General features: G+C 54.3%; 11 protein-coding genes. 1 reads left to right on the top strand and 10 read right to left on the bottom strand.

Annotated elements, in window-relative coordinates:
* Positions 1-56: 56 nt before the first annotated feature.
* From PGL02S_RS07280 to PGL02S_RS07235, 10 genes are all read right to left on the bottom strand, one after another.
* Positions 57-1,205 carry a glycerate kinase gene (locus tag PGL02S_RS07280; protein ID WP_036640202.1) on the bottom strand — a complete coding sequence of 383 codons (1,149 nt, stop codon included), beginning with the start codon at positions 1,203-1,205 and terminating at the stop codon, positions 57-59.
* A 51-nt stretch (positions 1,206-1,256) separates the two neighbouring features.
* Positions 1,257-2,552, bottom strand: coding sequence for a GntP family permease (locus tag PGL02S_RS07275; protein WP_006207092.1), 1,296 nt, complete (start codon positions 2,550-2,552; stop codon positions 1,257-1,259).
* A gap of 204 nt (positions 2,553-2,756) precedes the next feature.
* Positions 2,757-4,289, bottom strand: coding sequence for a solute symporter family protein (locus PGL02S_RS07270; RefSeq protein ID WP_036640601.1), 1,533 nt, complete (start codon positions 4,287-4,289; stop codon positions 2,757-2,759).
* 156 nt (positions 4,290-4,445) lie between these two features.
* Entirely contained in the window at positions 4,446-5,957 is a 1,512-nt protein-coding gene (locus PGL02S_RS07265; protein ID WP_036640205.1) for a solute symporter family protein, read from the bottom strand.
* Positions 5,958-5,963: 6 nt separating this feature from the next.
* Positions 5,964-6,263, bottom strand: coding sequence for a DUF485 domain-containing protein (locus tag PGL02S_RS07260; protein ID WP_006207097.1), 300 nt, complete (start codon positions 6,261-6,263; stop codon positions 5,964-5,966).
* A gap of 183 nt (positions 6,264-6,446) precedes the next feature.
* Entirely contained in the window at positions 6,447-7,244 is a 798-nt protein-coding gene (locus tag PGL02S_RS07255) for a LytR/AlgR family response regulator transcription factor (RefSeq protein WP_036640207.1), read from the bottom strand.
* The gene (locus PGL02S_RS07250) at positions 7,231-8,994 is read right to left on the bottom strand and encodes a LytS/YhcK type 5TM receptor domain-containing protein (RefSeq protein WP_063455968.1); all 1,764 of its coding nucleotides are present in this window, start codon (positions 8,992-8,994) and stop codon (positions 7,231-7,233) included. Before PGL02S_RS07250 ends, PGL02S_RS07255 begins: the two co-directional genes overlap by 14 nt.
* A 361-nt stretch (positions 8,995-9,355) precedes the next feature.
* Positions 9,356-9,811: a threonine/serine exporter family protein gene (locus PGL02S_RS07245; RefSeq protein WP_006207100.1), complete on the bottom strand. Its 456-nt coding sequence runs from the start codon at positions 9,809-9,811 to the stop codon at positions 9,356-9,358.
* Positions 9,812-9,836: 25 nt separating this feature from the next.
* The gene (locus tag PGL02S_RS07240; protein ID WP_036640211.1) at positions 9,837-10,592 is read right to left on the bottom strand and encodes a threonine/serine exporter family protein; all 756 of its coding nucleotides are present in this window, start codon (positions 10,590-10,592) and stop codon (positions 9,837-9,839) included.
* 200 nt (positions 10,593-10,792) lie between these two features.
* Positions 10,793-11,776: an aldo/keto reductase gene (locus PGL02S_RS07235; protein WP_006207101.1), complete on the bottom strand. Its 984-nt coding sequence runs from the start codon at positions 11,774-11,776 to the stop codon at positions 10,793-10,795.
* Positions 11,777-12,203: 427 nt separating this feature from the next.
* Between PGL02S_RS07235 and serS the strand changes: the two genes are divergently transcribed.
* Positions 12,204-13,505: a serine--tRNA ligase gene (gene serS, locus PGL02S_RS07230; RefSeq protein ID WP_036640214.1), complete on the top strand. Its 1,302-nt coding sequence runs from the start codon at positions 12,204-12,206 to the stop codon at positions 13,503-13,505.
* Positions 13,506-13,583 lie beyond the last annotated feature (78 nt).

Genomic DNA, 13,583 nt, shown 5'->3' with positions numbered 1-13,583 from the left:
AGAAGCCGACCCGTACAGGTCAGCTCCCCCTTGTTCCCTCGCTATGAAGTGAATGATTACTTGTTCAAGGAGTTCATGAGACGGACAATATTCTCCGATGTTCTCTCCACATTCTGCTGTCCGTTCACCAGTGCTTCCGATAGCGTAGCCGCACCCGGCATAATGCCAAAAATAGCGTCCATTCCTTTATCGTACAGCACCTCGATCCCGTCACCGATCCGTCCGGCCAAGGCAACAACAGGCTTGCCATGCTTCTTCGCAACCATCGCCACGCCCAGCGGGGTTTTGCCGTACTGCGTCTGGAAGTCCATCCCGCCTTCACCGGTCCACACCATATCCGCCTGGCGCACTTTCTCTTCAAGGCCCGTATAGTCAACAACCATATCGATCCCCTTCTTCAGCGTCCCGTTCAGGAAGACCATCAGCCCCCCGCCAAGACCGCCTGCCGCTCCAGCCCCTGGGTAGTCCACGATATCTTTGCCCAGCTGCTGCTTCATAACCCCGGCGTAGTTCCGCAGATTGCTGTCCAGCTGCTCGATCATATCCGGCGTAGCACCCTTCTGCGGTCCGAACACATGAGAGGCTCCCGTCTCGCCGCAGAGCGGATTGGTTACATCACAGGCCACCTCGACCTCCACATGCTGCAGTCGTGAATCCAGGCCGGTCAAGTCAAAACTTGCAAGCCGGCCCAAGTCCCCGCCGCCAAAAGCAAGCTCCTTCCCTTCCGCATCCAGCAGCTTGCCGCCGAGCGCCTGAACAACTCCCGCTCCGCCGTCATTCGTCGCACTGCCGCCGATGCCGATCAGCAGCCTGCTCACGCCATGATCCAGGCAAGCTTTAATCAGCTCACCCGTCCCGTAAGTCGTGGTTACCAGCGGATTCCGCTCAGCCGGGGGCACCAAGTGGATCCCGCTTGCACTGGCCATCTCCAGCACGCCGGTGCTGCCATCTCCCGAAATACCGTAGGACGCCTCCACCTGATTGCCCAGCGGACCCGTGACCATCGCGGTGTGCACCGTGCCGCCCGTTGCATCCACGAGGGACTGCATCGTGCCTTCACCGCCGTCCGCCATCGGCACATGGATACAGGTCACATTCGGGTTTGCCTTCAGAATGCCGCGTTCCATCGCCTCACAGACTTCCTTGGCGGTCATGCTCTCTTTAAATGAATCGGGCGCGAGTACAATTACATAATCCTGCTTCATGGTTTATCCCCTGCCTATCCTTATTGATTTCAAATCTATGCTGTAGTCTCTTTAAAATACAAATCCGTACAATATCGTAGCGACAATGGCCATGGTCAGACCGACAATGCTCTCGTAAGGAATCAGCTTCATCCGTTCCTTAATGCTCATCTTCACCGATTCTGCGGTGACGTGGAAGAAGTTCCCGTGCGGCAGATGGTCAATGACCGTTGCCCCCGTGTGTACCATGACGGCTGCGGCAAGTGGCGCTGTCCCCATGGACAGAATCGCTTCACCAAACGAACCTGCGGCCACAATGGATGCCGTCGATGTGGATGCCGTAGCGGCTCCCATCAGAATACCGGCGAGCGGCGCAAGGAATGTGCCGGACACGCCCATGACATCGATACCCTGTACCACAACAGCACTCAGATTGGATTTGGAGATAATGCCGGCAATGGCGCCAGCACCAATCAGGATGATTGCGGTACCGGTCATTTTGTTCAAACCGGAGGTGGTATAAGCAATGATGCTCTTTGTCTGTCGCATGGCTATCAAACCGATGATACCGGCAACCGGCAAAATAATCATGGAATCAATCTTGATGGCTTGAAGAGCTTCAATGCCCAGAATGCTTCCCAGTGGATTCAGCGCCAGCAAGACGATGGCCACGATGGGTGCAACCATCGCACGTCCGAAGCTTGGCTTGTCTTTCTTGCCGGCTTCCTCCGCCACTTGATCGCTATCCGATACCATAACCCCTTTGTTTGTGAGCATCTTCGCCACGATGATGGTGACAATCAGTCCGGCAACAGCCGGCAGGAAACCATGGATCATGACCTGAGCCAGATCGACGTCAAAACCCTTGGCGACAGCAATGGTATTCGGGTTCGGGGAAATGATGTTCCCCGCTTTACCGCCCCCGACCAGCGCGAGCAGCAAGGCTGTTTTGGAAATTCCGATCTTCTTGCCGACGGACAAAGCGATAGGCGCTACGATAATGATTGCAACGGTAATGAATACCCCTACTGCGGTGATAATCATGGTTGCCAGCGCGATGGATAGAAGCGCTTTCTTCTCGCCCAGCTTGGCAACAATGGTCTCGGCAATGCGCTCCGCGGCTCCCGATTCAATCAATATCCCTGCGAGCACCCCTGCAGCCAGGACCCGGACGACAGCACCCATGACACTGTTGGTGCCCTCGATAATATACTGCACGGTCAGATCAATGGTGGCTCCGCCCAGCAGACCGCCAATGACAGCGCCTCCAAACAACGCGTAAACCGGGTTTACTTTTCTAAAAATCAAGACAATGGCGATAATCAGACCGACGACGGCTCCGCCCCAATGTATAACAGTCCCATCCATGTTGTGTATGCCTCCTTAAGCAATATAGCTTGTGAACAATGATGTATTCATCCTTTATGAAACTATGATTGCGCTTACAGGATACAGTATAACCGGAATGCCGCATTCAATCCTATTGACGCCATAACGGTTTTTATTGTGCATATGCACAATGGATGGGACATGGGATGAGCCTCGTTTTCAAAAAAACATATGGAGTCAGCCTTAGCCAAGCTCACGCGTACGGATCTCATCCGGAGCGACATGGGCGATCGCCTGCATCTTCTTGAATTGGCCCGTAGAGCTGGCTTTGCCGGACAGCAAGGTGCCGATGATGCCCCCCGCGAATCCGATCGGTATCGACACGATGCCCGGATGCTTGAGCGGGAAGATCGCTTCTGCCCGAATCCAGCCTGCTTCCGGGTCCATTACATTAGGCCCGATAGCCATGAGCAGCAGGGAAGATATCAAACCGGCCGCAATGCTCGACATGGCGCCGTACGTATTAAATTTCCGCCAAAATAGCGTGAACAGCAGCACCGGCAGATTGGCCGAGGCGGCAACTGCGAAGGCAAACGACACAAGGAACGCCACGTTCAGCTTCTGCGCGCCAAGCGCGAGCACAATTGAGGCCATGCCAACCACGATGGCCGACAGCTTGGCCACTCGCATCTGCTGTGCCTCCGTCGCTTGCCCGCTGCGGAAGATGCTGCTGTAGACATCATGAGCAAACGCTGAGGATGCCGTCAGCACAAGCCCGGAGATCACGGCCAGTATAGTCGCAAACGCGACGGCCGATACAAACGCCATCAGGAATTCGCCGCCCAGTGCGCTTGCGAGCAGCGGCGCCGCCAGATCCACCCGCTCGGACAAAACAGACCAATCAACAAAAGCGGCGGCTCCAAAGCCTAGAAAGATTGTCATCGCGTAGAAGATGCCGATCGTAAACGTCGCCGTCTTTACCGAAGCGCGCACCGTTAGCGGGTCTCTGACCGTGTAGAAGCGCGCAATAATATGCGGCAGTCCGGCCGTCCCTAACACAAGCGCCATATTGAAGGACAGCATATCGAGCGGCTGATCAAACATATTGCCCGCCATCAGAAACCGCTCCTGCAGCGGCGTTGCCTGCTTCATGGAAGCGAATAAGCCGAGCAGATCCCAATCGAATCGGGCCAACACAATCAGGCTCACGATAAAGGTGCTGCTTACCAGCAGTATGGACTTGACGATCTGCACCCAGGACGTCGCAAGCATCCCGCCAAACGTGACGTAGATAGTCATTAAGCTGCCAACCAGCACGATGGCAAGCGACGTTTCAAGGCCGAATAACAAATGGATGAGCCATCCGGCCCCAACCAGCTGGGCAATCATATAGAACACGGTAATCATCATATTGTTGACAGCGATAAACCCGCGCAGCCGTTTCTCGCCGAACCGGACCGCCACCGCATCCGCCATCGTATACCTGCCCAGATTATGGAGCGGCTCGGCAATGATGTACTGGACAATGACATAGGAGGCGAGGAAGCCGATCGAATAGAAGAAACCGTCGAAGCCGTAAACCGCGATGGAACCCGCAATGCCAAGGAAGGACGCCGCGCTCATATAGTCACCGGAGATGGCCAGTCCATTCTGCAAGCCGCTAAGCCGGTTGCCCGCCGCATAGAAATCGTTCGTGTTGGTGGTTCGCCTGGCGGCGTAATACGTAATCATCAACGTGCCAACCACAATCGCCAGAAAAAAAACGATGCCGGACATGTTCACTTGGATGACCTCCTTCCGCTCAGCCCCAGAGGTGCTGTTATTCTCCCATTCTACGATAAAATGGCAAAAAAAGGACAATCCTTTGCTCTGACGAGCAGCAGGATACGCCCTTTTTTCTTCAACAAATGTCTTAAGCGCGCTCAAATCGAATCAAGCGCCCGTATTTGCCTTGACCAGCACCTCGGCATATTTGGCCTCATCCTTGGAGGAGGACAGGAGCGTGCCGACATAAGCTGCCAGGAAGCCAAGCGGAATGGAGATAATGCCCGGGTTGCTCATCGGGAAGATCGGATCGCCAACCAGAATCGCTTTGCCGGCCGGATCCCATATATTCGGGCTCAGGGCTACGAGAATCACAGTGCTGATCAATCCGGTCAGCATGCCTGTGATCGCGCCTGTCGTATTGAATCTTTTCCAGAATACCGTGAACAGAATAACCGGTAAATTGGCACTGGCTGCAACGGCGAAGGCCAGCGAGACGAGGAACGCCACGTTCATCTTCTGAGCGAACAAGGCAAGCAGAATGGAGACGATGGATACGCCAATCGATGCGTAACGCGCCATCTTCAGCTGTTCCTTCTCCGAAGATTCGCCGCGGCGCAAGATTTGACCGTAGAAATCATGGGCGAAGGCCGATGCGGCGGACAGCACAAGCCCCGTCACCACAGCAAGAATGGTCGCGAACGCAACCGCCGAGATCAGCGCAAACAGGAAGTCGCCGCCTATGGCTTTAGCCAGCAGCGGTGCAGCCATGTTGCCTGCTTTGTCAACCGCTGTAATATCCGCTGCGCCTACGAAGGCCGCTGCACCGAATCCGAGAAAGATCGTCATGACGTAGAAAATGCCGATAATCCATGTGGCGTATACAACCGAGCTGCGTGCCGTCTTGGCGTCCTTCACGGTAAAGAAGCGAGTCAGAATATGCGGCAGTCCTGCTGTTCCGAGCACGAGCGCAAGATTGAGCGACAGCGTCTCCAGCGGGATTTTGTATTTGTTGCCAGGGTTCAGGAAGGCTTCCTGAAGCGGCGTGGCCGTCTTCATATGATGGAACATTTGAGTCAGGCTGAAATCGAATTTGGCAAATACAATGAGCGAAATAATGAACGTGCCTGCCATGAGCAGCACGGCTTTGGATATTTGGACCCAGCTTGTGGCGTGCATGCCGCCAAACACAACATAGATCGTCATCAACACGCCCACGATCAGTACGGACGTTACATAGTCCAGGCCCAGCAGCAGCTTGATGAGCGCACCCGCCCCGACGAGCTGCGCGATCATATAGAAGATGGAGATGGAGATCGTGTTCAACGCTGCCACGCCGCGCACTTTCTTGTCGGAGAAACGGGCGGCGATCATATCGGCCACCGTATATTTGCCGAGGTTCCGAAGCGGTTCTGCTACGAGATACAGTACAACCAGATAAGCAACCAAAAAGCCGATGCTGTAGAAGAAACCATCAAATCCGACCAAAGCAATCGAGCCGGCGATGCCTAGAAAGGAAGCCGCGGACATATAATCGCCGGCAATGGCCGTCCCGTTCTGCCAGCCCTTCAGTCCTCCGCCAGCCGTATAGAAATCGCTGGTGTTGGTTGTTTTCTTGGCGGCGTAATAGGTAATGATCAGCGTGAGAAGTACAATCCCGCAAAATAACGCGATAGCCATAGTCGATTACGCCCCCATATCCTTTTTGATATCGTCTACCATTCGGTCGAATTGGGCTGCCTTGCGGGAATATAATATGCACAGCACCCACGTCATAATGAATTGCGCGAAGGCAAACACCCATGCCCACGTAATCGGCCCTATAGCAGGATGATTCAACACTTCAGTATACGAAGTGAGGATCGGCAGCGCAAAGTAAAACAGAAGAAAAAAGACGGTCATGGGAATAATGAACCGTTTCTTGCGGGAGAGCAGCGTTTTGAATTTTTCAGAATGCCATACTTCGGTATAGCTTTTTTCCTCCATTGCCTTTCCCTCCATTGATGATCCAGATTCTATTGCGGCTCCAACACTTGAAAGCGCTTTAGAATGATTATATACGGGAGGTCCGCAGCCGACTACGGCTCCTGCGCGAAACGCCCGATATGAAGCGTGAAAAGGCGGATATGCCGCCTGAACAGGGGACAATACCCTCCTTGCGCACGTAGGCTATGCTTCTCTTAGCAAACGGAACAAATCCTTGGCTGCCTCCCTCGACAATGGAATCATCGTCCGCTGCTCATCCTTCATCACAATATTGTAAGCCCCATTCTGCCAGGGCGATAACTCTGCAATCCGGTTCACGTTAACCAAATAGCTGCGATGAGGACGGAAGAATGAATAACCCTCAAGCCTCTCCTCCAGCTCCTGAAGCGTGCTCTTGCTCGTGATCCGCTGGCCTTCCGTTGTCAAAATGCGAATGACCCGTTCCTCGCGCACCGCGTACAGGATCCCCTCGGGATCAACCAGCACATGCTTGTCTCCATCATCGAACAGCAGCTTGCCGCGCATGCTTCGGGCAGCTGCGTCTGCCTGGGAATTGGAGGCCCGCTGAGGAGTGGAGGCGCTGGCCTCCGGGCGGGGGGAAGCGTGCCCCTCCAGAAGCCGGTTACGGATTCGCTGCAGCGTTTCCTTCAACCGCATATGGCTGTATGGCTTCAATAAATAGTCAATCGCATCCAGACCAAACGCCTCGACAGCATATTCATCATAAGCCGTCGTAAACACAATCAAGGGTGAAGCAGGCGATGCCTTTAGCATTCGTGCCGCCTGCAGTCCTTCCAGCTCTGGCATATGAACGTCGAGAAAGACGACATTCGGCTGCCACAACGGAACGAGCTCCAGCAGCTCTCTGCCGTTCACGGCATGAGGAAGCAGCTCGATATCAGGCTCTTGTTCGAGCAGATAAGCCAGCTCCTCCCTTGCCAATCGTTCGTCCTCCGCAATGATCGTTTTAATTCGCTTCACGGTACCGACTCCCTTCCGATATGCAGGGGAAGCTGAAAGTTATGCCGCAGCCGCCCTCTGCCAGATTTTCCACCCTCAGTCTGGCTTCCTTGCCGAACATGCTGATTAAACGCTGATTAATGTTGTAGATGCCGATTCCGGTACCCTCGCTGCCGATGACGGGCTGTTCACCGAGACGATCCAGAACCTCGGGTGAGATACCGACCCCGTTGTCCTTCAATTGAATGACCGCCATATCATCGACCTGCCTCAGCGTCAGCTGAATGATGCCGCCGCTTGCCTTGTCACGCAAGCCGTGCTTGATGCTGTTCTCCACCAGCATTTGCAGCGTGGCAGGCGGAATCAGAAGCTCTTCAAGCGCCGGATCCAACTGGCACTCAAACGTAAATTGGTCCTCGAACCGGATCTGAATAATATCCAAATACGCATTCAACAGCTCCATCTCCTCACGTATGGTCGTTCTGCGTGAAGCCATAACCTTTACGTTCAGGCGCATGAATGCTCCGAGCTGCATCGTGGCATGTCTTGCCAGATGCGGATCGGTGCGAATCAGCGAATGGATCGCATTTAACGTATTGAACAAAAAGTGGGGGTTGATCTGGGCCTGAAGAAGCTTCAGCTCCGCTTCTTTCATTAAATGGCTCATCTTCTCATGGGATGTGGCACCGAGCTGGTAGGAGATCATCTGTCCCAAGCCCTGGGCCATAACCAGCTCCACACGGCGGATATCCTGCGGCCGCTTGAAGTAGAACTGAATGACGCCCACGACTTGGCTCCCCTCGATGATCGGAACCAGGATGGCGGCGCCAAGTGACGGATGGCGGGGCTGAATATCTTCCGCATTATCCACGATCTGAAGTGTGCCGGTTAAGATGACGTTCTTCGTCAGGCTTGACCGGATCTCTTCTCCCGGATCGATGGTACGGCTGGCGGCCCCGGCATGGGCCAGGTATCGCTCTGTGTCGGTTATGGCTACCGCTGTGGTCTTCAGCTCCCGCAGCAGCAGCGCTGCCACGGCCTGCGCCGTCCGGTACGTCAGCCCCTGCTTCAGATGCGGAAGCGCGGCTTCGGCGATGTGGAATGCCTTCTCCGTCTCATAGGCCGCTGCCCGCTCCTCCTCGGCGAGCGCAACCCGCAGCATGGTCGTAAAGATGGCAATGGAGATGCTGTTTGTCAGCACCATTGGAAGACCGATCAGATTAACCAGCTCAATCGCCTGGTCCGGCTCCGTTGCAGAGATCAGGATAACCCCCATAAGGAGGATCGGTGCAAACATCCCAACGAATAAGGCTTTGGCGGGGGAGACGACCCGTTCCTGCGAGAAAAATCGCGCCACGCCTCCTGCCAAGGCTCCCGTCAGCGGCACCGCGATGACACCGGCCAGCCCGGTATATCCGCCAATGTACAGCAGATGGGCTCCCGCCAGAAGTCCGCCCCCGATTCCGACGCGCGGTCCGCCGATCAGCCCGCCGATGACCACGCCAACCAAAGCGGAATGGGCCAAGGCCTGATTCTCTGTCAGCCGCATCAGCCAGAAGGAGGAGCTGGACTCGCCATTCTCCACGACCACGCCTGCATACGTTCCAAGGATGCCGAAGAGTCCAAACAAGCATGAATACGTGAACATCCGCTTGCCGGACATCTCCTTCCGATCCAGCAGCTGGCGGAATAACGGAATTCTCGTCAGTATGAAAGTCAAGATGAGCAGCATGCCCATCCGTTCGAACAGATGCAGAGTCAGCTCCTGCATAGATAACCCTCTTCCCGATGGACTATTGGTCCCTTCATCTGACAGTCCGCTTACAATCAATGCAATGCAGTATAGTTACACAAAGGTTTGATTTGAATACGGTTTCATTGGATGCAAGAAGATTATATAGCACAGCGAGCGATAGGACAATAAAAAGGAATAACATGAAACTTATGTAAATAAAGATGCAAAAGGATCCTTATCTTCGCAAGCACCAAAACAACCGTATCCCGCGGCAACGCGTAAATACGGCTGGTTCATGGTTTCATCTCAAGACAGGTAAGGCTGCCTCTTCCTGATGCTGCAGCGTCTGCCAAGAGCTTGCGCCTTGCGTTCGGATTGAAATGCGCTGCACCTGCTTCTACCGGGATATGGACCGGGATATCGACCATTTCCGGATGACCTGGTTGATGACCTCCGAGAGCAGCAGACCGAGCGCAATGGCGCCTGAGATCATGAACGCCTGGGCCCCCAGCTGAACGGCTTGATCGAATTGATTCTGCGCCACATGGCGAAGCGCATTATAGGCGACACCGCCCGGGACGAGCGGAATGATTCCCGACACACTGAACACGATAATGGGGGTCTTGTACTTTTTCGCAAAAAAATGACTGATCATCGTGACGCAAAAAGCCGCCACAACGGTGGCCGTCACCGGCTGAACCATCATGTCCTGCAGCATGATGTAGAGCAGCCAGCCCACCATTCCGGCAAATCCGCACTGCAGCAGTGCTTTTTTGGGTGCATTGAACATCATCCCGAATGCGGCCGAAGCAATAAAACTCGTGATGAGCTGCTGTATGTAAAAGGCTGCCATAATCCTGTTCCTCCACTCCATCCCTTTAGAATGACAAAGTAAATGCAATCCCCGCGCCGATGGCAAAGGACGTGACAAAGGCCTCCGCCCCTTTGGACAGACCGGAGATCAGGTGCCCGGCCATGAGGTCGCGAATGGCATTGGTGATCAGCAGGCCCGGGACAAGCGGCATCACGGAGCTGATAATGATCATATCCAGCTGATGACCGAATCCGTATCTGACCATCCATACCGATGCAATCCCTATCAATAGCGCTCCCGAGAACTCGGCAAAAAATCGCACCGGTATGACCCGGTGCATAAATACAAAGCAGGAGAAGCCGAGTCCGCCCGCGATGGCCGCCGGGATGAAGTCCGGCCAGATCCCGCGAAACATGATGAGGAAGCAGCCGCTGGCCACCGCTGAGAGAAGGATAAGCAGCCACGTTGGATAGATTGCCGGCTCATGCTCGATTTTCTCCAGAGCCGTTCGGGCCTCTTCAATCGTCAGCTCTCCGATGCTTACCCTCCGGGAAACGCTGTTGACTTGATCGATCTTGTACAGATTGGTTGTCCGATCCGAGATCCGAATCAGCCGGGTAATGTGCTGAGGCTCCTCCACCGAGAAAATAATCCCGGTCGGGGTCATATAACTGTGGCTGTTCTCCACGCCATAAGCCGCGGCGATCCGCATCATCGTGTCCTCGACACGATAAGTCTCGGCCCCGCTCTGCAGCATGATTTTGCCTGCTAACAGACAAACCTTGATGATGTCATGCTCCCGCTTCAACAAATCATTCAAAACGACAATCCTCCTGATGAACTCATTCCGAATCCGAATACTTGCCTATATTATAGTATCATTGCCATGATAAAGCATAGGATACGCTTTAAAGCAGCGCTGTAACCGTTGTTTTGCTCTCACGGAGGCCGTCATCCCAAGCAAAAGCCCCCCGAATGATCGGGAGGCTTCTCTATTATTCTACCTCAAGAAAATCGTGCTTAGTAAGCGCCGCGGATATGCTCCGTCACCTGCTCCCGATAGAATCGGGACAGTCGTTCCTTCTCCTCCATCGTAAACGAAGGCACATCCAGGGTTCCGAGATTATCCTCGATTTGGCGGACGTTTCGGAAGCCAGGAATCACGGCGGTGACTTCAGGGCAATCCAGAATCCAGCGCATGGATGCACGAGCCATGTCGCCTCTGCCCTCAGCGATCCAGGCGAGCTCTCTGGCGAGCTCAACCCCTTTTTCAAAACGAAGTCCGGCAAAGGTCTCGCCCACATTGAACTGCTCGCCGTTGGCGTTGAAATTCCGGTGATCCCCTTCATGGAAGACCGTTGTCTCCGTGAACTTCCCGGTTAACAGGCCGCTGGCCAGCGGAAGGCGCACCAGAATGCCGACACCGGACGCTTTTGCCTTCGGAAGGAGCTCTGCCAGGGGTTTTTGGCGGAACAGATTGAAGATGACCTGCAAGGACCTCACCCCGGGAACCCCAAGGCAGTAGAGTCCTTCCTCCACCGTCTCCACACTTACGCCGTAATGGCGGATTTTTCCTTCAGCCTGCAGCTTGTCCAGCGTCTCAAACACCCGTCCGTCCTTCAGCACCTCGAAGGGAGGACAGTGAACCTGATAGAGGTCAATCCGCTCCCGCTTGAGCCGCTTCAAGCTGTTCTCACAATAGCGGCGAATCGACGCTTCGGAATAGGTCTGAAGATCATGAATATCTCCAGCACGGCAAAACTTGGTGGCAATATGCACCGAATCTTCTTTGCCTTTGGTTGCGATTGCGAGTAAATCCTCTGCATGTCCATCGCCGTACACGTCGGCTGTATCAAAAAAGTTCACGCCTTCCCCAATGGCGCGATCCAGTCCCTTCAAAGCTTCCTCATCATTGGTTTGCCCCCATGAGCCGCCGATGGCCCATGTGCCGAAGCTGATCTCACTAATGTGAAGTTCCGTATTGCCTAATTGTCTGTAATTCATAGACTCCATAGCCTCCTCATCCAACTGCCATACTAGTTTGCACTACACTAATAGACTAAACGTTAAATCGCTTTCATTCAATACCGAGTTTAACATTCAACAACAGAAAAAACCTGCTGCCCTTGTATAAAAGACGGCTCATGCGGTATACTGAACAACAATATGAACATCAGGCCAATGAAGAGCTTCCAACTCTGAGGCGTTCTCGTCAAGGGGAATTGATCCTTAATTGATCAACCATCCCCCTAAGTTAACCGGCACCGCCCGTTACCGCGGAATCAAAGTGGATTGAACCAGGACCGGCATGCTTTCGCGGCAGGTTACTGTTCAATCAATTTGGGTGGCACCGCGAGCGCATAAGCGTCCCTCGTCCCATATGGACTAGGACGCTTTTTTATTTTTTCCACAGAAAAGGAGCGCGGTGATCATGTTAGACATGAAATGGGTCCGGGAAAGTGCAGAAAATCAGGAGCAATTGCAGCGTGTAGCTGACCAGAAGGGCATCGCCCTGTCGGTTGCTGAACTGGTCGAGCTGGATGAACAGCGGCGAGCCCTGCTGCTTGCCGTGGAGGGATTGCGGCAGAAGCGCAATACGATGTCGCTCGATATTAGCAACCACATGAAGCAGGGGCAGCGTGAAGAGGCAGAGCTTCTGAAGCAGCAGGTCAAGGCTATCAATACAGAGCTGGATATACAGGAAGGGCTGCACCGGGAGGTTGACGCTGCTTACAACGAGCTGCTCATACTTGTACCGAATATCGTTTCGCCGGATACGCCTGTAGGCGCTTCGGATCAAGACAATGTCGAAGTTAAACGCGTAGGCCAGCCACCCGAGTTTGAGTTTGAATACAGGGATCACGTAACACTCGGTGAGCTGCACCGATTGATCGATATTCCCCGCGGCGTCAAAACCGCCGGCACGCGCAGCTATTACCTGACCGGCATCGGGGCGATGCTGCACCGGGCCGTTCAGCAGCTTGCGGTTGATATGCTGACAGCCAGAGGCTTTACCCTCATGGATGTACCATTGACCGTACGGACGGAGGCTATGCAGAATACGGCCTTCTTCCCATTGGGTCAGGATCAGGCCTTTCACATAGCCGAGGAAGACAAGTGGCTCGTTGGCACCTCGGAAGTCCCCTTAGTATCGTTTTACAGCGGGGAAATCGTTGACGTCACGCAGCCGATCCGTCTGGCTGCTGCATCGCTATGCTTCCGAAGCGAGGTCGGCTCGGGTGGCCGGGATGTCCATGGTCTGTACCGTGTTCATCAGTTCGCCAAGGTGGAACAAGTGGTTCTCTGCGAAGCGAGTGAGGAAACCTCGGAGCAGCTTCTTCAGGAAATCACGGCGAATGCCGAGGAACTGCTTCAGATGCTCGAGCTGCCGTACCGGGTCGTTGCCGTCTGTACCGGCGATATGTCGCAGAAGACGTACAAACAATACGACATCGAGACCTGGATGCCAAGCCGCGCAGCTTATGGAGAGACCCACTCGTCGTCGAACCTGCTGGACTTTCAGGCGCGCCGTTCGAACATCCGCTACCGGGATGCGGAAGGCAAGCTTCGTTACTGCCATACACTGAACAATACGGCTGTGGCGTCGCCCCGGATTCTGATCCCGCTGCTGGAGAATCACCAGCAGGAGGACGGTTCGATTCTGATCCCGCAAGCGCTGAGACCCTACCTGAACGGAATGGAGCGAATTACGCCGCCAAGCGAGACAGACTGATTACAACAAGCTCCACCCTATCTGAACATTCAACAACGCGGCCGCTGCAGGGTCGCGTTGTTTTTTGGGCTATTGGTC

This window comes from Paenibacillus glucanolyticus NBRC 15330, from assembly GCF_004000885.1.
In the GTDB taxonomy this organism is placed as follows: Bacteria; Bacillota; Bacilli; order Paenibacillales; family Paenibacillaceae; genus Paenibacillus_AQ; species Paenibacillus_AQ glucanolyticus.
This window is presented reverse-complemented; position numbering and strand designations above follow the sequence as displayed.